Source organism: Mucilaginibacter sp. (genome assembly GCF_035492695.1).
Lineage (GTDB): Bacteria > Bacteroidota > Bacteroidia > Sphingobacteriales > Sphingobacteriaceae > Mucilaginibacter.
Genome location: NZ_DATJJC010000004.1, coordinates 49,380 through 71,807 on the forward strand (window position 1 = coordinate 49,380; position 22,428 = coordinate 71,807).

General features: G+C 46.8%; 18 protein-coding genes. 11 read left to right on the plus strand and 7 right to left on the minus strand.

What is annotated here, in order from left to right; translation table 11 throughout:
• Positions 1-3 precede the first annotated feature (3 nt).
• Positions 4-1,188: a GTPase HflX gene (gene hflX / locus VL525_RS01310; protein WP_325382484.1), complete on the minus strand. Its 1,185-nt coding sequence runs from the start codon at positions 1,186-1,188 to the stop codon at positions 4-6.
• Positions 1,189-1,333: 145 nt separating this feature from the next.
• Between hflX and VL525_RS01315 the strand changes: the two genes are divergently transcribed.
• Both VL525_RS01315 and VL525_RS22795 read left to right on the plus strand, forming a co-directional pair.
• Positions 1,334-1,537, plus strand: a complete 204-nt coding sequence (locus tag VL525_RS01315) for a hypothetical protein (RefSeq protein WP_325382486.1) — start codon at positions 1,334-1,336, stop codon at positions 1,535-1,537.
• Entirely contained in the window at positions 1,534-1,833 is a 300-nt protein-coding gene (locus VL525_RS22795; protein ID WP_414684719.1) for a type II toxin-antitoxin system RelE/ParE family toxin, read from the plus strand. The genes VL525_RS01315 and VL525_RS22795 overlap by 4 nt, the downstream gene beginning before the upstream one ends.
• A 13-nt stretch (positions 1,834-1,846) precedes the next feature.
• Here the strand turns inward: VL525_RS22795 and trpC are convergent, their stop codons facing one another.
• The 4 genes from trpC to VL525_RS01335 form a co-directional block, all read right to left on the minus strand.
• Positions 1,847-2,629 carry an indole-3-glycerol phosphate synthase TrpC gene (gene trpC / locus VL525_RS01320; protein ID WP_325382650.1) on the minus strand — a complete coding sequence of 261 codons (783 nt, stop codon included), beginning with the start codon at positions 2,627-2,629 and terminating at the stop codon, positions 1,847-1,849.
• Between the two features lie 38 nt (positions 2,630-2,667).
• Positions 2,668-3,291 (minus strand): aminodeoxychorismate/anthranilate synthase component II, encoded by a 624-nt coding sequence (locus VL525_RS01325; protein WP_325382488.1) that lies wholly within the window; start codon positions 3,289-3,291, stop codon positions 2,668-2,670.
• Positions 3,292-3,310: 19 nt separating this feature from the next.
• Entirely contained in the window at positions 3,311-4,720 is a 1,410-nt protein-coding gene (locus VL525_RS01330; protein WP_325382490.1) for an anthranilate synthase component I family protein, read from the minus strand.
• A 294-nt stretch (positions 4,721-5,014) separates the two neighbouring features.
• Positions 5,015-5,461 (minus strand): cytochrome B, encoded by a 447-nt coding sequence (locus tag VL525_RS01335; RefSeq protein WP_325382492.1) that lies wholly within the window; start codon positions 5,459-5,461, stop codon positions 5,015-5,017.
• 153 nt (positions 5,462-5,614) lie between these two features.
• On the opposite strand from VL525_RS01335, the gene VL525_RS01340 reads away from it, so the two are divergent.
• From VL525_RS01340 to VL525_RS01350, 3 genes are all read left to right on the plus strand, one after another.
• Positions 5,615-8,686: an amidohydrolase family protein gene (locus tag VL525_RS01340; RefSeq protein WP_325382494.1), complete on the plus strand. Its 3,072-nt coding sequence runs from the start codon at positions 5,615-5,617 to the stop codon at positions 8,684-8,686.
• Positions 8,687-8,704: 18 nt separating this feature from the next.
• Entirely contained in the window at positions 8,705-10,018 is a 1,314-nt protein-coding gene (locus tag VL525_RS01345) for an amidohydrolase family protein (RefSeq protein ID WP_325382496.1), read from the plus strand.
• Between the two features lie 633 nt (positions 10,019-10,651).
• Positions 10,652-10,990: a hypothetical protein gene (locus VL525_RS01350; RefSeq protein ID WP_325382498.1), complete on the plus strand. Its 339-nt coding sequence runs from the start codon at positions 10,652-10,654 to the stop codon at positions 10,988-10,990.
• Between the two features lie 14 nt (positions 10,991-11,004).
• On the opposite strand, the gene VL525_RS01355 is transcribed toward VL525_RS01350, so the two are convergent.
• The gene (locus tag VL525_RS01355) at positions 11,005-12,186 is read right to left on the minus strand and encodes an anhydro-N-acetylmuramic acid kinase (RefSeq protein WP_325382500.1); all 1,182 of its coding nucleotides are present in this window, start codon (positions 12,184-12,186) and stop codon (positions 11,005-11,007) included.
• 71 nt (positions 12,187-12,257) lie between these two features.
• Here VL525_RS01355 and VL525_RS01360 point away from each other — a divergent pair, with 71 nt between their 5' ends.
• Genes VL525_RS01360 through VL525_RS01370 form a run of 3 tightly spaced genes read left to right on the plus strand, consistent with a single transcriptional unit; the run spans position 12,258 to position 16,812 of the window.
• Positions 12,258-13,379, plus strand: coding sequence for a DUF5009 domain-containing protein (locus VL525_RS01360; RefSeq protein ID WP_325382502.1), 1,122 nt, complete (start codon positions 12,258-12,260; stop codon positions 13,377-13,379).
• 4 nt (positions 13,380-13,383) lie between these two features.
• Positions 13,384-13,887, plus strand: coding sequence for a DUF2059 domain-containing protein (locus VL525_RS01365; protein WP_325382504.1), 504 nt, complete (start codon positions 13,384-13,386; stop codon positions 13,885-13,887).
• Positions 13,888-13,947: 60 nt separating this feature from the next.
• On the plus strand, positions 13,948-16,812 hold the full coding sequence (locus VL525_RS01370; RefSeq protein ID WP_325382506.1) for an insulinase family protein: 2,865 nt from the start codon (positions 13,948-13,950) through the stop codon (positions 16,810-16,812).
• A gap of 74 nt (positions 16,813-16,886) precedes the next feature.
• Here the strand turns inward: VL525_RS01370 and VL525_RS01375 are convergent, their stop codons facing one another.
• Positions 16,887-17,501: a hypothetical protein gene (locus VL525_RS01375; protein WP_325382508.1), complete on the minus strand. Its 615-nt coding sequence runs from the start codon at positions 17,499-17,501 to the stop codon at positions 16,887-16,889.
• A 60-nt stretch (positions 17,502-17,561) separates the two neighbouring features.
• On the opposite strand from VL525_RS01375, the gene VL525_RS01380 reads away from it, so the two are divergent.
• The 3 genes from VL525_RS01380 to VL525_RS01390 all read left to right on the plus strand — a co-directional run bounded on the left by VL525_RS01380 (position 17,562) and on the right by VL525_RS01390 (position 22,197).
• Complete coding sequence (locus VL525_RS01380; protein ID WP_325382510.1) at positions 17,562-20,144, plus strand: ligase-associated DNA damage response DEXH box helicase; 2,583 nt, start codon at positions 17,562-17,564, stop codon at positions 20,142-20,144.
• Between the two features lie 641 nt (positions 20,145-20,785).
• A complete protein-coding gene (msrB, locus tag VL525_RS01385) occupies positions 20,786-21,304 on the plus strand; it encodes a peptide-methionine (R)-S-oxide reductase MsrB (RefSeq protein WP_325382512.1) in 519 nt (172 codons plus the stop codon).
• A 164-nt stretch (positions 21,305-21,468) separates the two neighbouring features.
• A complete protein-coding gene (locus VL525_RS01390; protein ID WP_325382514.1) occupies positions 21,469-22,197 on the plus strand; it encodes an acyl-CoA desaturase in 729 nt (242 codons plus the stop codon).
• The last annotated feature ends 231 nt before the right edge of the window (positions 22,198-22,428 follow it).

A 22,428-nucleotide genomic window follows, 5' to 3' on the forward strand; every position in this document is an offset into this window, starting at 1 on the left:
GGGCTAATACAACAATTTATCATACGGATACCTATGCGTATGTATTGTAACTACCTTATCATAAAGCAGCTTACGAAATTCATCTACATTTTCCTTTTTCAAGGCTGAAATAAATATCGCCGGGTTATTATCCTTGGCCATCCAGCTTTGTTTAAAATCTTCCAGGTTCAGTTGGTGGGCTTCCTCGCCGGGGTGCAGTTGCATGGGTTCGTAAGCATCAATCTTATTAAACACCATTATCGTCTGTTTATCCCTTGCACCCAGGTCCTTTAATGTCTCGTTTACCGTCCGTATCTGATCTTCAAAATAGGGATGCGAAACATCCACTACGTGAACCAAAATATCCGCTTCGCGAACCTCGTCCAGTGTCGATTTAAAACATTCCACCAAATGGTGCGGCAGTTTGCGGATAAACCCAACCGTATCCGACAGCAGGAAAGGCAGGTTTTCTATAACCACTTTCCGCACCGTAGTATCCAGCGTAGCGAACAATTTGTTTTCGGCAAACACCTCTGATTTGGAGATCATATTCATAATGGTGGACTTGCCTACGTTGGTATAACCCACCAAAGCTACGCGCACCAGTTGTGCCCGGTTCTTGCGCTGGGTTTCGTTCTGCCGGTCTATTAGTTTGAGCTTGTCCTTCAACAGGGATATTTTGTTCAGGATCAAACGGCGGTCAGTCTCAATCTGTGATTCACCCGGACCTCGCATACCGATGCCACCCTTTTGCCGCTCTAAGTGCGTCCACAAGCGAGTTAGTCGCGGTAGTAAATATTGCAACTGCGCCAGTTCTACCTGCGCCTTAGCCTGGGCAGTTTGTGCGCGGCCGGCAAAAATATCCAGTATCAGGTTGCTTCGGTCGAGTATTTTTACCTGCAATTCGTTTTCAATATTTCGCAATTGTGAAGGTGACAATTCGTCGTCGAAAACTACGATGTCAATTTCCTCCGAATCAACAAAGGCCTTGATCTCTTCCAGTTTACCGGTTCCCACAAAAGTGGCCCTCTCCGGGCGCAACATTTTTTGGGTGAAACTTTTGATAGTTTGCCCGCCAGCCGTCTCCACCAGGAATTGCAATTCATCCAGGTACTCCTTTGTTTGTTCTTCGGTCTCATTCGGCGTAATAATGCCGACGAGCACCACTCTTTCCTGCTTCACAGCAGTATCATAAAATTTTTGCTTCATTCAAATAATTAGCTATCAATGAAAGTGCCAAGTTAGGGAATATGACAAAGTAACAGTGTAAACTATGTGCATACTCGCATAATCTCCTCTATTACCCCGGCACCAAATTGTTTTACATTTTCCTTTTCAATTGTTAAATTTGTTTATGCGTATAGTGACCATTGAAATAGATAAAGAAAAAGACCTTTTTGCGGTAGAGGAATTTTTAGACAATTTGGGGGTAAAATACCACTTGGATGACCCTGAAGCGCTTCAAAGATCGATAATGACAGGTTACGAACAATCCGGACAGGGTTTAACAAAGCCGCACGCCAAAGTAATGCAAGAATTTATAGATAAATATAAATGATTGCTATAAACTGGACGCCGGAAGCAGAAAGAACTTTTTCACAAAATCTCGAATATCTGGCTTACCGGTGGAATAACAAAGTTGTGATTGAATTTATCAATAAAGTAGACGAGTCACTTCTAATTATAGCGTCAAACCCGAAAGCTTTCCCTCTACATAGTTCAACACTCCATATACATAAATATGTAATTGTTCCACAAATTACTGTGTATTACCGTATTGTTAACGACCATATAATAGACCTACTTACATTTTGGAATAATTATCAAAATCCGGATAAGCTACATTTGGGATAAATTATCGATCATACTACAACTCCCTCACAAACTCCTTCATTGCCGCACCCGGATCAGCCTGTTTCATAAAATTTTCGCCTATCAGGAAACCGTTAAAGCCTGCTTTTTTCAGTTGCTTTATGGTGCCTGTATTACTAATTGCGCTCTCTGATATTTTTAAAAATTCTGATGGAATATGTTCAGCCAGTTGATAAGATGTTTCCACCGATACGGTAAAATCAGCCAGGTTGCGGTTATTTACACCGATTGCGTCCAGGTTGGGGTTGACGCTCCGTTGTAACTCTTCCAGGTTATGCACCTCCAGCAATACATTCAGACCGATGCTTTTGGCCAGTGAGGCCAGTTGTTGTATTTGATCCGGCGCCAGGATAGCTGCTATCAGCAAAATAATATCCGCGCCCAAAGCCCTGGCTTCTATCACCTGGTACTCGTCTATCATAAAATCCTTGCGCAGTATCGGTATTTTGTTGGCCTGCCGTGCGCGGCGCAGGTCGACTTTGCGACCCATAAAAAACTGGCGATCTGTTAATACAGACAATGCCGAGGCGCCTGCTGCGGCATAACCCGTTGTTACCTCTTCCACCGAAACCTTATCGTTAATGATGCCTTTGGATGGCGATTTCCGTTTGAACTCGGCAATGATGCCTGTCCGTTGCGGGTCGAGTAAAAAATCCTTAAATGAAAGTACATCGCGGTGAAAATGTTCTGATTCCTCCAGGCTGGTGTACGAAACGTTTCTTTTTGCGGCTTGTATCTCTGTCTTTTTATGCGCGACTATCTTATCGAGTATATTCATAAACTCCTGGCCCCTAAAGGAACTATTTTGCAATGCTACTAAATTTTGATAAAATGATTTTCTGTGGCTTTAAGCTCTTCGATGTCGAAAGACGGCGAAAGCCAGTTATATAGCATAGCCCGCCCGTGTTCTGTTAAAACCGACTCCGGGTGAAACTGTACGCCACGCACGTCATATTGCTTATGCCGGAGCGCCATAATGCTGTTGTCCTGCTCATCAATGGCGGTTACCGTTAGCACATCCGGCAACCCATCCCTGTCCACCACCCACGAATGATAACGCCCAACTTTAAAGCTTTGCGGCAGCCCGGTAAACAGTTCTTCCTGTTGATCGGTTACTTTAATCGGCGTCGCTATTCCGTGCATGGGGCGGCTCAAATTGTACAGCTTTCCGCCGAACACCTCAGCAATAGCCTGCTGGCCCAAACACACTCCCAAAATGCGTTTGGTTGGCGCGTAGGTTTTTATTACTTCGAGCAGCAAACCAGCCTCGGATGGTATGCCCGGCCCGGGTGAAAGGATAATATGACTGTATGCATCTACGTCGCCTATGGCGAATTTATCGTTCCTCCATACATCACATTGCAAACCCAATTCGTTTACCAAATGCACCAGGTTGTAGGTGAAGGAATCGTAATTATCTATTATAAGGATCTTGTTCATTTTACTCTGTTTTAACTGATCACAACGATTGCGCCATTTCAATGGCATTACGTAACGCTGCTATTTTATTGTCAACTTCTTTCAGTTCGCTTTCCGGGTTCGAGTCGGCCACAATGCCAGCGCCCGCCTGGTAGTGCAGTGTGTTATTCTTGCTCAAAAATGAGCGTATCATAATGGCATGAATAAAGTCGCCATTAAAGCCCAGGTAACCTATGGCGCCGCTGTAAAAGCTGCGTTTTACTTTCTCATTCTCGTCGATGATCTCCATAGCACGGTACTTTGGTGCACCGCTTAACGTGCCTGCCGGGAACGTATCTGCTACGATCTTGAAGGAAGATACATCATCCCGGAGCTTACCACTCACATGCGACACGAGGTGAATAAGATGCGAATAATACTGAACTTCTTTGAAAGCCTTAACTTCCACCTGCTCGCAATGACGGCTCAGGTCGTTACGGGCCAGGTCAACCAGCATCACATGCTCAGCCGATTCCTTGGGGTCATTTTCCAGCTGGCGGGCAATTTCCGCATCTTTAATGTCATCTCCGCTGCGTTTGAAAGTCCCTGCTATCGGGAATATACTGGCTACGTTGTTTTTTATGGTGATCTGTGCCTCGGGCGATGAACCGAATATCCTGAAATCGCCGTAATCGAAATAGAAAAGGTATGGCGATGGGTTGATCGACCGCAGGGCACGGTACACGTTAAACTCATCCCCTAAAAATGTTCTTGAAAAAGGTCGCGAAGGAACGATCTGGAAAACATCGCCCCGGAAAATATGCTGCTTCATTTTATCAACCATCGCCATAAATTCCTCACCTGTCAAACCCGAACGTTCTTCGCCTTTGGTTTGAAAATGATATTCGGGAAAGTTTTTGTTCTTGATCAGGTATTCCAGCTTTTCGATACCGCCGTTCGCAGGCAATCCGTCGGCCTGATTGTGAAAAATATGAAGCTCATTTTTAAAATGGTCGATAGCTATGATATACCGGTATACATGGTACTGCATTGTTGGTATCTTCCTCGGATCGCTTTCTACCTGTTTCAGCTTGATGGTCTCAAAATGCTCTACCGCCTCGTGGGTAAAATATCCGAATAACCCATTCGATATGATTTTGGATGGATTATCGGTCACGTCGAATTCGGCAAGAAAGCTGGTCGCTTCATCAACCAGGTCGAATGTGCCCGGCGCCTTATCTTCAGCTTTCCCTCCGGGGTAGCTTTTGCGCAATTGCCCGTCGCTCAGTACCAGGCCGGCAATCGGCTCGCAGCAAACATAGCTCAGGCTATTCTCGCGGCTATGATAGTCCGAACTTTCCAGCAGCAGCGAGTTAGGGAACACATCGCGCAAGCGTAAATAAATGCTCACCGGCGTGGTGGTATCGGCTAATAGCTTTTTAGAAGTGGTTGTAATTTTATATGTTTTCATGTTGTTGTTTCGGTCGCGTTATAAAACAAAAAAACCCGGCGATTGGTGCGCCGGGCTATCTTAGGTTTACAATTGATTAGTATTTCATCATCAAAAACACATCCGGCTGCCATTTTCATGGTGCCACCAGCTGTTATTTTTGTTGTTTTTAATCATCGCGGTGACAAATTTATAAAGAAATTTGAATTACCAAATTTTTTCTCAAAAAATATATTATTAAATATACCGGGTAGGTCGTTTTAATCATCCTTTCGCCGGATAATATGACCTATTTACGGTCTGTATTTATCTATATCAATGCGTCATCGTCAGCAAGCCCCTGCCGCTCAGCATAATGGTTGCAACAACAATCACCAACGCCGCTGTGTAAAATATGGCTATCGCTTTATGCTTTGCCTCCGGCGATGCCGCTTTTTTTGATTTGCTGTGCCCGATGGTGATCAAAACAATGGCGATGATCATCGCCGTCAGGTGTTCCACCGTCCAGTACCGGGTGTCATGATCTTTCATCGTGTCGCTGCCAAATCTTACAAAAGGACTCAAAAAGTAAAGCACCAGCCCGATCAAAAATTGCGTGTGCACCGAAATCAGGGTAAAGAGGTTCAGTTTGCGGTTGCCCTCGCTATATGGTTTTTTTCCAAGCCAATCGGCCCAGGCCCTGATGATAGCTACCAGAAGCAGTATTAAAACGATGTACCGGAAACCTGAATGAAGTTCCCTGAAAAAGCTGTATGGAGTCATTTCTTTAAATTGTTTTGAAAAGTAAGCAGAAGGTTGAAATTTTTGCCCGCTTGCATGTAACAAACGTGTAACAAATATAGAATGATTGTACGGAAAATTACTTAGTGTATTAATGTTTAAATAACTTTAGAGCATTAACTGAACTTATAAAGAATGAAGAAACTTTTACTTCTGTGCTTTGCCATGGCTGCATTCCATTTGTGCCGGGCTCAGCAAACCTTTCCCGTAAATGGCGCATGGGACGTGCGCCCCGGGCAGTATGCGTTTACCAACGCCAATATCGTGGTAAATGCCGGGCAGACCATCAATAATGGAACACTGCTGGTCAAAGACAGGGTTATCGAATCTGTAGGCCAAAATGTCGCTATCCCGAAGGGTTACATTGTTGTCGACCTGAAGGGTAAATACATTTACCCGGGACTGATCGATGCCTATACTACTTATGGTATGCCCGAAGCGCCGCGGCAGGCTTTTGGCGGCCGTTTCCAGATCGTACCGACGTCAACCAAGCCGGGAGCTTACGGCTGGAACGAAGCCATACGCCCCGAAATGAACGCGAAAGCAATTTTTCATGGAGACGACAAAAAAGCCGAGGAGCTAAAAAAGAACGGTTTTGGGGCCGTTCAGTCGCTGATCCACGATGGTATTGCCCGTGGTACATCGGTAGTGGTTTCGCTTGGCGACGAACGCGACAACGAAGTAATGCTCAACGACGAGGCAGCGGCACACTATTCGTTCAGCAAAGGGACTGCGGCTACCAACTATCCATCATCGCTAATGGGCAGCATAGCCCTGCTTCGCCAAACCTATTACGACGCGGACTGGTACAAAAATCAAAAAGAGGAATACAATATTTCCCTGGCCGATTTTAACGCCGAACAAAATCTGCCACAAATATTCGAAGCAGGCGACGTTTTAAATGTGCTGCGTGCCGATAAAATAGCTAAAGAATTCGGCAAGCAATATATCTTTAAAACCGACGGTGAAGAATACCGCCGGATGGATGCCATGAAAGCCACCGGGAGCAGTTTTATTATCCCGCTGACATTCCCCGAGCCTTATGATATCGAGGACCCCCTGGATGCCAAGAACATCAGCTACGACCAATTGAAAAACTGGGAGCTTGCCCCTACTAATCCGGCTGCGATGGAAAAGGCTGGTATCAAATTTGCCATTACTTCCTACGGGCTGCAAAATGCAAAGGATTTTTGGACCAACCTGCGCAAGGCAATGGAATACGGGCTGAGCGAAAAACAAGCCCTGTTATCATTAACGCAGATCCCTGCTGAAATGCTGGGTGTGAGTGATAAAGTTGGCTCGTTATCCAAAGGCAAACTCGCCAATTTCATTATCACTTCCGACGATATTTTCAAAAAAGACAATATTATCTACGAGAATTGGGTGGAGGGCCGGCAGTATGTGGTTAGCCGCATGGATGTAACCGACCTGCGCGGCATTTACTCGCTTGCCGGCGACGAACTGGCCAATATCAAACTTAAAATAGGTGGCACGCCCGGCGCATACGACCTGAATGTAGAACGTACCGGCACCGACAGTACCCGTGCCAAAGGAACCATTAAACGCGCCGGCGACATAGTAACCATCTACTTCGACCTGAAAAATAAACCAGCGGGGAATATCCGCCTGAGCGGGTATATCACTTCGGCGTCGCCCGTTGCGTTAAGCGGCGATGCGGTGTTACCCGACGGAACTTTTACCCGGTGGACGGCAACTTTAACCGCACCCTTTACGCCTTCGACCCCGAAACCGGAAACCAAACCCGACCTGGAAGTTGGGCCGGTGGTTTATCCGTTTGCTCCCTTTGGCAATACCGAATTACCAAAACAGGAAACTACATTATTTAAAAACGCAACCGTTTGGACCAATGAAAAAGAAGGCATCCTCAAAAACGCCGATGTGCTGATAGAGAATGGCAAGATCAAAGCCGTGGGAAAAGATCTGAAAGCCCCTGCAGGCGCTAAAGTGATCGACGCTACCGGGAAGCACATTTCGCCGGGCATTGTGGACGAACACTCGCACATTGCCGTTACCGGCGGTGTAAACGAAGGCACACAAGCGGTAACATCCGAAGTGCGCATAGGCGATGTGCTCGATTCGGAAGATATACAGCTTTACCGCCAGCTGGCAGGCGGGGTAACCACCTCGCATATCCTGCACGGTTCGGCAAACCCGATTGGCGGGCAAACCATGCTTATCAAACATCGCTGGGGTGTATTGCCCGACCAAATGAAACTGGAAGGTGCACCCGGCTTTATCAAATTTGCGTTGGGAGAGAATGTAAAGCAAAGTAACTGGGGTATTCCGCAGGGCACCGCCAACATGCGTTTCCCGCAAACACGTATGGGTGTGGAACAGGTTTATGTGGATGCATTTACGAGGGCAAAAGAATATGAAGCGGCGCGTGCCGTAAAAGGCAGCCACGTCCGCCGCGACCTGGAGCTTGATGCCCTGGCTGAAATATTGAACGACACCCGCCACATCACCTGCCACTCGTATGTACAGTCCGAGATCAACATGCTGATGCACGTGGCCGACTCGATGGGCTTTAAAGTGAACACATTTACCCACATACTGGAAGGTTATAAAGTTGCCGACAAGATGAAGGCAAGGGGTATAGCAGGTTCTACCTTCTCCGACTGGTGGGCCTATAAGATGGAAGTGCAGGAAGCCATCCCTTACAATGGCGCTATCATGCACGACGTAGGCGTTACCACCGCGTTCAACTCGGATGACGAGGAAATGGCCCGCCGCCTGAACCAGGAAGCCGGTAAAGCGGTTACCTATGGCAAGGTGAGCGAGGAAGAAGCGTTGAAATTTGTGACGTTGAACCCCGCCAAAATGCTGCATGTGGATAACCGCATCGGTAGTTTGAAACCGGGTAAGGATGCTGACCTGGTGGTATGGTCGGCCGACCCGCTGTCTATTTATGCGGTTGCTGAAAAAACTTATGTCGACGGCATACCTTATTGGGATATCGATAAGGATGCTGCCAAACAGAAAGCGTTAAAAGCCGACGAGGCGCGCATCATCCAAAAAATGATCGCCGCCAAAAACAAAGGCGAAGCAACACAGCGCCCGACAGGTGGCAGCCGCCGTCCGCATTATACTTGCGATACCGTTGAGGATGCTGCTTATGTAGTAGCCGACCAATACAACGGCATGCAAACCAAAGGCACCGGCGACGAAAAAAAGGATCAACAATAACCCTAATTGAAACAAACGATGAAAAAAATAACATTTAGCATTTGGGGATTATTGCTCGGCACTATCCTCGCATACGGGCAGGCAGACATATCGCCGGCGCCCGCACAAACCAAACCTGTCACCATTACAGGCGCAACTATCCATATCGGCAACGGGCAGGTGATCAATAATGGTTACATTACTTTTGATAAAGGAAAAATTACTGCCATTGGCGAAGGCACACCTGCTAACACCAGCGGCGCTGATGTCATCGACGCAAGCGGAAAACAGGTTTATCCCGGCTTTATTTGCCCGGCAACAACACTTGGCCTGGTAGAAATTGAAGAAGGCGCGCGCGGTACGGTAGATGACGACGAAACCGGCGATATCAACGCGAATGTCCGTTCGCTGATAGCTTACAACACCGATTCGAAAGTGATCCCGACCGTTCGTTCAAACGGGATACTGCTGGCACAGCCTACCCCCTCCGGCGGCCTTATATCCGGGCAATCGTCCATCGTACAATTGGATGCCTGGAACTGGGAGGATGCCGCTTACAAAACCGACATCGGCATTCACATGAACTGGCCCGTTATCCGTCCGCAGGGCCGGCGCAGGGCACAGCCCACGCCAGGCACTCCGCAGGAGTCGCCCGAGGAGCGAATGCTGAAGGCACTTGATGCGATCGATAACCTGTTTACCGAAGCAAAAGCCTACGCCGAAGCAAAGCCTGCGGTTATCAACCTGCGCTTTGAAGCGATGAAAGGTTTGTTTAACGGCACTAAAAAGCTATTCGTAAACGCGGATGGCGCTAAAGAGATCCTTCAGGCCATCAGTTTCGGTAAAAAGCTGGGCATACAAGTAGTGATCGTTGGCGGCAAGGAATCCTATTTGGTTACCGATGCATTAAAAAATAACAACGTACCGGTGATCATCCGCGAAACACAGGCCCTGCCAGAACATGACGACGACGACGTGTACCTTCCCTATAAACTGCCAAAGATATTACAGGATGCGGGCGTATTATACGGCCTCACCGGCACCGGTTTCTGGCGCCAGCGCAACCTGCCTTTCGAGGCTGGCCAATCGTGCGGTTACGGGCTGACCAAAGAACAGGCCGTATCGATGATCACGATGAACAACGCGAAAATTTTGGGTATCGATAAAACTACCGGTACACTGGAAGTGGGCAAGGATGCTAACCTGTTCATCTCCAAAGGCGATGCGCTGGACATGATCACTATTGACGTACAAAAAGCCTTCATCCAGGGGCGCGACATTAACCTGGACAACCTGCATAAACAGCTTTACCGCAAGTTTGCTGCCAAGTATGGCATAAAGGCGAATCTATAAGACACGATTTAAGGACTTAAAAGATTTTAAATAGCGATGGGTTTAGGCCTGTCGCTATTTTTTGTTTCACGTGTTTCAGGTATGGAAGTATGAAACGGTGAAACATGTGAAACGCACCTATTCATTAACCACAAAACGAGGGCCCTTTAATAAACTATGTCATCCCGAACGCCGCAGGCGGAGGGAACTTAGACGCCATGCGTCACCGGTCTTTCGTTTAAGATTTCTCCTCACTGCGCTCGTTCGAAATGACATATTCGGTTTGTTTCACGTGTTTCAGTCGTCAGCAGTATGAAACGGTGAAACGTGTGAAACGTGGAATGGTAAGCGGTGCGCCGGCCTGCGGGATATAGATAGCGATGGGTTTGCGCCCGTCGCTATTTTTGCATAGATTAGTTAATAATGGACAGGTTATCGGTTGACATATTTATACCCATGGAAAAAGGGTTCAGGCTATCGCCAAATCGGATAGTTTTTGGCTTATTTCTAATAACAATAGCTTTCCTATGGCTTTTTGATGATTTTTTCAAGACTGGTAGCTATTTGAGGGAAATTATATTAGGCATAGATGTATTTGTAATCATATATTTTCTTGTGCAATCGTACTGGTCTTACGAACCTTTAGATGGCATCATGCAAGGAACCATCGTATTTAACGGTGACAGCATTGTAGTTAATGAAAAGGTTTACGACTTAAAAATGATCAGTAAACTTGACTTTGCGTTTAATGACTATTATGGAATGATGTACTGGATGCGCAGTTTTAATCCGCGACTTTCACAAGGCGTTGATAATTTTGTTGAATTTAAAGATAGTTCTCAGCAAATCATTCGTATCTATTTCAGGATGCAGGTTAAGAATGGCGCCAAATCTTTCTATCCATTCATCAACGATGCCGTACAATGCGGAGCAATGAGTTATTACCGGGCCATCGACCTGATCGATGTGGAGAATGTCAGGAAACCGGGTTGACAAGGTTCTTTTATTCACAAAGGAAAACTAAACTTCCCCATCAAAACCGCCGGATTGGTTCCGATCTTCATGGGCTCGCTGGATAGTGCTTCATTGCCCAACAGGGCAAACAAAATCGCCTCTTTTGCATCCGGGTTTATACCTAAAGCTTCGGTGTTAAAAATACTTTCCTTGTGTAGCAAATGTTTCAAACAATTGATCACGAACTGGTTTTTGGCACCGCCACCACTGGCGAATATTTTAATGCCCGATGGCAGGTTAGTTTTGATGAAATCGGCGATGCTTTTTGCGGTGAACTCACTCAGGGTGCTTACCAGGTCTTCAGAATTGATGTCACTTATTCCAGCCAATTGTTTGGCATCTTCCACATAAGCCAGGCTAAATAATTCCGGCCCGGTGGTTTTGGGCGCTTTTTCTTTGAAGAAGGGGTGGCTGAGCAGCGCATTCAGCAGGCCCTGATTTACTGTGCCGGATAAGGCGATCAGCGAGTCTTTATCATAGGGGCGGTTAAAATACTCGCGGCAGGCGGCATCTATCAGCGTATTTCCCGGACCAATGTCCGTGCAGATCACTTTGTTCAGATCACCGTCAGCAGGCAGGTAGGTCAGGTTAGCTATACCGCCGATGTTAAGGAGTATCCTGTCTTCGCCGGGCTTGCTTCCCAGCAGTACATCGCCATACAAGGCCAGCGGCGCACCCTCGCCTCCACCGGCGATATGTTTCTGCCGAAAATCGCTGACAGTTAAAATTCCGGTTTTGACTGCCAGGTGGTCGCCATCACCAATTTGTAACGTAGCATTGGGGTACCCGGCCTGTTTATGCAGGCTTTTCGGCGCATGGTAAATGGTTTGCCCATGACTGGCGATAAAATCGACATCAGCCGTTTTAATGCCCCATTTTTTAAGCGCCTGCAGTATCAGTTCTCCATGAAACGTACCTATAAAAGCATTCAGCAAAGTCACCTTTTCCAGGTCGACCAAACGCCGCGAGAATACCTCATGCACCTCCTGTTTGAAATGATCGTTATAAGGTAAAGTGATAAACTCCAGTAACTCAAATTGAGTACTTAAGCCGTTCCCCTTAAACCGGCATAAGGCAATATCCAATCCGTCCAACGATGTGCCCGACATGAGACCGATACCGAGTTTCTCGGGTTTTTGCGCAGCATTAACCAAGTTTTGCAGGTTTCGATTCATTCTGTTTATGATGGGATTCCAAATTTTAACTATAAATGTTAGATTAGGAAATTAAATGCAATATACAGCCAATGACCGAAATTACCACTGACCCTTCAGTACTTAAGAAACGCTTATTATCCCTGGACGTATTCCGCGGAATTACCATTGCCGCTATGGTTTTAGTTAACGATCCCGGCGACTGGGGCCATATTTACGCCCCGCTGGAACATTCCAAATGGAACGGCTGCACACCCACCGATCTTATATTCCCATTCTTCCTGTTTATGGTTGGGGTGTCTATCGTGTACTCTATGGAGAATAAGCTGGCAACCGTTAGCCATTCCAGCCTAATATTGAAGGCATTGCGGCGAATGGGCTTGATATTGCTGATCCAGTATAGCATCCAGTTGCTGTTTCACCCAGGCCTGTCGCACCTGCGCTTACCTGGTGTGCTGCCGCGGATAGCCCTGGTTTATTTTATATGCACCGTATTGTATGTTAAAACCTCGCAAAAAACACGGGACTGGATATTTATTATTGCGCTGGTTGGCTATTATATAATCATGAACTTTGTACCCGTACCTGGTGTGGGTTATGCCAACCTGGAGCCGGAAACCAATATGGGCGCCTGGCTCGACAGGCTGATCTTTACCCCCGACCACCTATGGAGCCAGTCGCATACCTGGGATCCCGAAGGATTATTAGGCACCATACCAGCAATGGCGACGGGTTTATTCGGCATTCGGCTGGGCACCTGGCTCAAACGCAAGGACCGCGACGATAGCACCAAAGTTAGCTGGATGTTTACTTATGGGGCTATTTCGGTTGTTATAGCGCTGATATGGGACCTGTTTTTCCCCATCAATAAGGCGCTTTGGACCAGTTCATTCGTATTGTACGCCGGCGGGCTGGCTACCATAGGGCTTAGCTTAAGTTATTGGCTGATAGACGTACAGGGCTATAAACGTTTCACCTGGTTTTTTGTCGTCTTCGGCGCCAACGCTATTACAGCTTATGTAATGGCCGATTTTGTGCCGCATTACCTGAGTATGATACGCGGGGATGCAAAGGGCAATCCCTTTTATCATGCCTTTTTCCTTAATTTCCTGTCGCCCGTCAATGCCTCGCTGGCCAGCGCGGTATTTATTGTTCTGGCGGTTTGGGTGGTGATGTGGGTTTTGTATATTCGAAAAATTTTTATCAAAATCTGATCACATGAAACTTAAACTATTCCTTATCATCCTTGCAGGATCTGTATTTCTGAATGTCAACAATTTAAAAGCACAAACCGATGCTAAACCGAGCGAGGCAAGCTTACAGGCTGCCGCCCGGGTGGTCGAAGTTTCCGGTTTAAAGGAGAACATGACGAAAATGTTTGGACAGATCATTACCATGCAGTCAAGCCGGTTGCCTGAGAACCAACGTGCCGCCTTCACCGTCGCAATGAATAAATTCCTGGATAAATATGTAAGCTGGGATCAGCTTAGAAGCGCCTTTATCCCGATTTATGCATCGTCTTACACAGCGGATGAATTAAACAAGATAGCCGATTTCCTGGCGTCGCCGGCGGGCAAGGCTATGACTTCGAAACAGCCCGAATTAATGCAAAAAGGTGCTGCCTGGGGTGTCAAGGTTGTACAGGACCACCAGGCTGAATTGGAGCAAATGATGAAAGAGGCAATGTCCGGGCCGGAAGTTAAGGATCCTGGTAAGCAATAACATAAATACTTTGAAACTATTTAATTCGTTTGCATCTTAGCAAACCCTAAATACTGATCTATGAATCTCGATAGAAAACTTTCCTTAGCGGCTATAACGCTGTTCGTAACTGCCACCTGTTCATTTGCGCAGGTAAAAAAGAAACCGGTTCCGTCGCCTAAATCAAAACCGGTTGCGGCCGCTATACAGATCAGGGGCGAATTGCTGCCTGTTGACCCGAATGTGATCATCGGCAAACTGCCTAATGGCTTAACCTATTATATCCGCAAAAATGCTGAACCGAAGAACCGCGCCGAGCTATACCTGGTAAACAAAGCCGGATCGGTACTGGAGACGGACGCCCAGCAGGGCCTGGCGCACTTTACCGAACACATGGCCTTCAACGGCACACGCGATTTCCCCAAAAACGAATTGGTGAATTACCTGCAAAAAGCCGGTGTGAAGTTTGGGGCCGACCTGAATGCTTATACCTCGTTCGATGAAACGGTGTATCAATTGCCATTGCCGACGGACAGCGTAAAAGTTTTCGAAAAAGGTTTTGATATTTTAGCTGATTGGGCCGGGCACGTCACTTTCGATCCAAAAGAAATTGATGCTGAACGGGGTGTTGTGCTTGAGGAAGAGCGCCTTCGCGGCAAAAACGCACAGGAACGCCTGCAACACCAGATACTGCCGGTATTGCTGAATAATTCGAGATATGCCGCACGCCTGCCTATTGGCAAGGAGGATATATTGAAAACCTTTAAGCCGGAAACTATCAAGAGTTTTTACCACGATTGGTACCGCCCCGATCTGCAAGCCGTTATTGCGGTGGGCGATTTCGACCCGAAACGTGTCGAGCAGTTGATCAGGGATAATTTTTCAGACCTGAAAGACCCGGCCGGCGAAAAGCCGCGTACGCAATACAGCGTGCCCGCTACCCCCGGCACCCAGGTTAAGATAGCGACCGATAAGGAGTTCCCTTATACCCTGGCTGAAATTATTGTAAAGCATCCGGAAACTAAAATGCGCACCACAGCCGATTACCTGCAGGGTATGCGCAACGATATTTTTAACCAGATGCTGAATGCACGCCTTAGTGAGCTGACGCAAAAAGCCAATCCGCCTTTTCTTTTTGGCAGGGCAAGCTACGGCGGTTTTATAGGGCACCAGGATGCTTTTACGTCGATAGCGGTTGCTAAGCCGGGCGAACTGGAGACTGCCATAAAAGCCGTAGTTGCTGAAACGGAACGCGCCCGTAAGTTTGGCTTTACTGAAACCGAATTCGAGCGTGCAAAACAGGATGCGCTAACCCAGATGGAAAATGCTTACAAAGAACGCGACAAAACAAAATCTGTACGTTTTGTGCAAGAGTACCAGCAGAATTTTTTACAGGGCGAGGCAATACCCGGTATCGAATACGAATACAATTTTTTCAAGGATAATATCGGCCGCATCAAACTAAGCGAAATCAACGCGCTGGCGGGCAAATATATCAGTGATAAGAATCGCGCCGTAATAGTTGAGGCCCCGGACAAGGAAAAAGATAAACTGCCAAATGAAAAAACCCTGCTTGAATGGATAAGCATTGCCGGTAAGGATGTTAAACCTTACGTGGATAACGTAAGCAATAAGCCGCTGCTCGAAAAAGAACCAACACCGGGCAAAACTGTCTCGGTTGAAAAAGACACGGCTATCACGACCACAACGCTTACATTGAGCAACGGTGTAAAAGTGATCCTGAAACCGACAACATTCAAGAACGACCAGATACTGATCAATGGTTACCACTTTGGCGGCACCTCGCTGGCAAGCGACGAGGACTTTACCTCGGCCAATCTTGCGGCGGGCATTATCGGCAGCAGTGGCCTTGCCGATTTTAACGAGATACAGCTCGAAAAAATGCTGAGCGGTAAAAACGTGAACATTTCGCCTTATATCCGCGAATTGTCTGAAGGCATCAGCGGCAGTTCATCACCAAAAGATTTTGAAACCGCGCTGCAATTAATTTACCTGTATTTTACGCAGCCGCGCAAAGATCCGGATATCTGGCAATCGAACATCACCCAAACCAAGTCGCTGCTGGCTAACCGCAGCCTGGACCCAACGAGCGTATTCCAGGACACGGTTTCCTCAACCCTGAGCAACCACAATTTCAGGCGGATGGTAACTACTGTCGAGCGGCTTAACAGTGCCAGCCTGGATAAGGCTTATGCGTTCTACAAACAACGCTTTGCCGATGCCAATGGGTTTACCTTTGTTTTGGTAGGAAGCTTTGATGTTGATAAGATCCAACCATTGCTCGAAAAATACCTGGGCGGGTTACCGTCATCGGGCGGGAATGAGACATATAAGGACCTGGGCATTCATATTCCTGCGGGGCAGCTAACCAAAGAGGTCCACAAGGGCATAGGCGATAAAAGCAGTGTTCAACTGGTGTTCAGCGGTCCATTCGAGTACTCTGACGCCAATAACCTGCAAATAAACGCCCTTACCGAAGTTTTAAATATTAAACTGATAGAACGCCTGCGCGAAAAAGAAGGTGGTGTTTATGCTCCGGGCGTACGGTCGAACACCGCCAAGCTTCCGAACGGACGTTATAGTATCTCGGTATACTTTGGCTGCGCACCTGCCAATGTGGATAAGCTGATAGCAGCTACGCTGGACGAGATCAATAAGATCAAACAAAATGGTCCGGAGGCCGTGGATGTGCAAAAATTCCATGCTGAAACTACCCGCTCCATTGAAGTTGACCTGAAAGAAAATTCGTTTTGGGAAGATCATATAACTGAGTCAGTTCAGCGCCAGGAAAAACCAGATGGCGCCTTGAAATGGATCAGCGAGCTTGACCAGGCAACTGTGCAAACAGTAAAAGATGCGGCCAACAAATATTTGAACGAAAGCAATTTTATTAAACTGATCTTATTGCCGGAGAAGGGAAAATAAGCCTTGCGGCATTTGACAAGGTAACCACATCCTGGTAATCAAGTAAAGGCCTCGCTTGAAGAAGCGGGGCCTTTTCATTTCCCCGTTAACTTCATGTTGCCGTGAAATGGAAAATAAGATAAGGGCAGCCCGGCTTTAAAAACGATGATCCCTGCGCACCTCCTGTCGTCGCCTACCTCGAAAGCAATACCTTCGCTTGTCGCAGCATAAACCGAGAATGCTTTACCGCCCTGTTGATACAAGGCGATACTATCCAGCTTGAACTTGGCTGAAATATCCTTAAATAAAGTGTTTACGTGTATCTGGTCGGCGGTTTCGAAAGCCGGTGATGTAACACGGATCTGTTTTACGCGGCTGGTGTCATCGGCAGTACCCATTTGGCGGCAAAAGAAAACCTGGACCTGGGAACCCGCTGTATCGTGGCCCTGGTACCACGTAGCAAGTGCCTTGCCCATGGCAACATCGCCCATGTCGGGCTTTCCTAAAAGGTCAAATACTTTGGCCGAATTCTCACCGATCATCATCTTACCTATACTTTTTCCAGGCACAATAAGATCGCTCGCCGGCACGTCCTTCATCATATTCCTCACTGCCGCTACCGAATCTTCCTTTGCGAAGTTCCTGCCGGTTTTATGGTGACACGAATAAACCAGCAGTGATACAGATAATATTAAAAGATATTTTCTCATCAATTTTAGCAGATGCTTACAGATATAACCAAATCGGGGTAGATTTGTTAGACACCAAACATGAGCACCAAAGGGCAGCAGGTAATACAGGAATGGTATAAACGCAAAAACTGGCAGCAGTTTCCATTTCAGCGCGAAATGGAAGAAGCCTATTTAGGCGGCAATTCAGGCTTGTTAAATGCGCCTACCGGCAGCGGTAAAACGTTTGCATTGTTTCTGCCTTTTTTGGCGGGTTATATCAACCAATACCCGGATACTTACAAAACCAGGCAAAACAACGGATTATTGATGCTATGGATAACGCCGCTGCGGGCCCTGACCAACGACATTCGCAAGGCCATGCAGGAAGTGTGTGAGGAAACAGGTCTCCCCTGGCGCATCATGACCCGCACGGGAGACACTTCGGCCGCCGAAAAACAAGCGCTAAAAACAAAGCTACCCGAAGTGTTGCTTACCACTCCCGAAAGCCTGCACCTGATGCTGGCACAAAAGGAATATTATAAAATATTCCAGCACCTGCAGGTGGTGGTGATAGACGAGTGGCACGAACTGCTGGGCACCAAGCGCGGCGTACAGGTGGAGCTGGGGTTGAGTAGGTTGAAAGTCTTAAGTCGAAAGTCGGAAGTCGGAAGTCAGAAGGTAAAGGGCTCAGAAATTAATACCCAGGACCCAGGGCTACGAATTTGGGGTATCAGCGCTACCATCGGCAACCTGGAACAGGCGGTTGATGTACTGCTTGGCAATAACTTTCCGAGGGAAAATACCCGGATGGTCCGGGCTTTTATTGACAAAAAGCTGGTTATTAAATCCGTCATCCCGGAAAACATTGAAAGCTTTTCATGGTCGGGCCATATTGGCGTGAGGCTGCTGCCCCAGGTAATGGAAATTGTTGCCAAAAGCAATACCACCCTGATATTTACCAATACACGCTCGCAGGCCGAGATCTGGTATCATGCCATATTGGATAACTACCCCGAATATGCCGGTATTATGGCCATGCACCACGGTTCGCTGGATAACGAGCTGCGGAATTGGGTAGAGCAGGCGCTGCATGCGGAAGCACTGAAAGTGGTTGTCTGTACGTCGAGCCTCGACCTTGGGGTCGATTTTCGCCCTGTTGATTCGGTAGTACAGGTGGGCAGCCCAAAAGGTGTTGCGCGTTTTATGCAGCGGGCCGGGCGGAGCGGGCACCACCCCGGCGCTGTATCAAGGGCCTGGTTCGTACCTACTCACTCTCTTGAGCTATTAGAGGGTGCAGCGTTGAAAGAAGGTATCAAAAAAGGCATTTATGAGAGCCGCGACCCGATGCTGCTGTCTATGGATGTATTGATCCAATATATGGTCACCCTGGCAGTATCAGACGGTTTCACAGCCGGCGAATTGTTTGCCGAAGTAAAATCGACCTATGCCTTTGCAGACATAAGTCGTGGCGAATTTAACGAGTTATTGGACTTTATAACCAAAGGCGGCAGGGTGCTGGCCCAGTACGATGAGTTCCTGAAAGTAGAGGTAGAGAACGGGGTTTATAAAGTAAACAGCCGCCGGGTGGCCATGCGGCACCGGCTAAGCATCGGCACCATCACCAGCGATGTGAGCATACGCGTTCGCTGGTTAAGCGGTGGCAGCCTGGGAACTATCGAAGAATCGTTTATATCGAAATTGAAAGAAGGCGATACCTTTTGGTTTGCAGGGCAAAACCTTGAGTTTATCCGTATTAAGGAGATGAGCGCTTATGTGCGAAAATCGAAGGCAAAAAAGGGACTCATTCCAAGCTGGATGGGGGGCCGTATGCCGCTTTCGTCGCAACTCTCGGCCGTTTTCAGGGATAAGCTGGACGAAGTGGCCCATGGTATTGAAAACGATGAAGAGGTGATAGCCCTAAAGCCTCTTTTTAATTTGCAGGCCGAATTATCGCATCTACCTCAAAGCCACGAGTTCCTGATAGAATCGTTCAAGGCCCGGGACGGGCATCACCTGCTTTTTTATCCCTTTGAGGGACGGCTGGTGCACGAGGGAATGGCCTCGCTGCTTGCCTTCCGCATTTCCCGTATCAGGAACTTCTCCTTTTCGATCGCCATGAACGATTACGGCTTCGAATTACTGGCCGATGAAGAGATACCTATTGAACAGGCTTTAGAAGATGCAAGCTTTTTTTCCATCGACAATTTGCTTGAAGATATACAGCATAGCCTGAACGCCAACGAAATGGCAAGGCGCCGCTTCCGCGATATTGCAAGTATCGGAGGCCTGGTGTTCACCGGGTATCCCGGACAATTGGTCAAAAACCGGCATTTACAGGCTTCATCTTCGCTGTTGTTTGATGTATTTACAGAGTACGATCCTAAAAACCTGTTGGTTAAGCAGGCCTATAATGAAGCGCTGGCTTTCCAACTGGAAGAATTTCGCTTGCGCGAAGCATTGCAGCGTATCGTAAAACAAAGTATTGTGCTGAAAGAAATAAACCGCCCCACGCCATTTGCATTCCCTATAATGGTTGACAGCCTGGGCCGCGAAAGGCTTACAACCGAAACCATGGAGGAGCGGATAGCCAAATTAACCCGTTTTGACGACGAGAGCACGGTTGAGAAAAAAGAAAAAAAATTACCTGAAAGAAAAGGAGTTAGCTCCAAAAGGAGATTTTAAGCAGTTTATAAGCAAACCTTTTTTAACGCAGGAAGTTAATTTAATATTCCGGGGCGTAACAATGTACGCTGTCATACCTGGGATGGTCTCAGAAAAGTTCCCTTTACGGAGGGCAAGTTTACCTGGGCATTGCATTAATAGCAGTGCACATGTTATTTTGACGGGAGAAATTAATCAAATAATTTCTTACCTCTTACGATCACCGTTGCGATGATCAGTACTATGGGTAGAACAGTTATGATTACTCCGACTAATGTTAAATTACTCATGACGGGGTGTTTTATTAGTTATTATTAGCAATAATGTAGTACAACAATCATGCCCCTAAGCATAAAACCATCATACAATAAAAATTTGACCCCTTTTACCCCCAATGGTTTAAAAAGGCGTAACTTTATTGTGTAGTATATTCCACAAAGGAATTATACACAGCACTTTAACGGGCAATAAATTACCCGCTGCTATTCAGCACTATATGACTATTCCCTTAAAGTGTCCAGTTTTAAGGTTACAAGCCAGGCGATCAGCTAACATATCCCTGCTAAATCAAAATCTTTTAGCAGTCGAAAATTATTTGAAAATTTATTGTAAGGTATTCGTGATTTTTCCTACTATAAATTTAGATAAACATATATAACATAATGAAAATCAGACAGAAAAAGTTTTGCACATTATTGGCGGTTTTGTTAATAACCGTACTCAATGCCTGTAGCCAGGCGCCGGCCAATGGCAAGGTAGTGGCAGGTAGTTCTGAAGACGTAAAAAAGTTCCCTGATGCCAAACCAAATGCTTACTGGAAAACCGTTTTATCGCCCGACGCCTATTATATTATGGTTGAAAAAGGCACCGAAGCGCCATTTCATAACCCTTACTGGAATAACCACGAAAAAGGCATTTATGTAAGCGCCGCAACCGGCAAACCATTATTCAGCTCGGATTCAAAATTTGAATCTGGTACCGGCTGGCCAAGCTTCTTTAAACCCATCGATCCGAAAGCCATTATGATCGTAAAAGATTATTCGGATGGCATGGTGCGCGACGAAGTGGTAGAACGCAGCACCGGGCTGCACCTGGGCCATGTTTTTGATGACGGGCCTGCGCCAACCGGGCAGCGTTATTGCTTGGACTCGTACGCTTTAAAGTTTGTGAAGGCGAAGTAGTTTGCCCGACGATATTTTTGGGGCCCTGCGGGGCCCTTTTTGATTTATAGCGAGCTGCATCAATTATTTAACCTGTTCAAAGCCAAATAAATCAAAAATTTTAAGAACTTTGAACCGCGGAATTTTGTATTTCGTATGTAGTTGCATATACCGTCGTAGTTTTCATGATCATATTATTTTTCTTTCTTGCCCACTGGTTCCTCTCCCTCTTTTTCCAGACATTTTTTCTGCACCGCTATGCCTCGCATAAGATGTTTAAAATGAATGCCGTGTGGGAGAAGGTGTTTTATTTCTGCACCTTTATGTTCCAGGGTTCATCCTTTCTTAACCCACGCGCGTATGCTATTATGCATCGTATGCACCATGCCTACAGCGATACTGAAAAGGACCCGCATTCGCCGCATTTTATTAAGGATGTTTTCGGGCTGATGTGGAAGACCAAGGAAATCTATCTGAGTTACCAGCGATACAAGCTTGAACCCGAACCGCAATTTATTGACCGTTACCCTACCTGGAAATTTGTTGACCGCGTAGGCGACCATTGGATAACCCGCGTAGGTTTTGGCCTGTTTTACACCGCTTTTTACGTGATGTTTGCCACGCATTGGTGGATGTTCCTGCTATTGCCGATACACTTTTTGATGGGTCCTATCCATGGCGCCATTGTAAACTGGTGCGGGCACAAGTACGGCTATTCCAATTTTGACAACGACGATCATAGCAAAAACACCCTCCCATTCGATTTCCTGATGCTGGGCGAGCTTTTTCAAAACAACCACCATAAAAAACCCAACGATCCGAATTTTTCGAAACGCTGGTTCGAATTCGACCCCACCTACCCTGTAATGAAATTGCTGCATGTAATGCGGATCATCAAACTCAGAAAAACATAAAGTCCTGCGCAAATTCCCTAAAAATTTAACAGCCTGTTAATCAAACTAATAAGCTAGCGCCGTTCGCGGGTCGTTTAAATTTGCGGGAAATTGGCAATCAACAAGTTTTAATAGCCTCATAATCAAGCAATAGTGTATTGCAGGAGTGGCAAATCCCGGAGTCGTGCAACCACCTGACAATCAGCATATTGCAGCGGGGTGTTCACGAAAAGTGCAAAAACGGGGCACTTT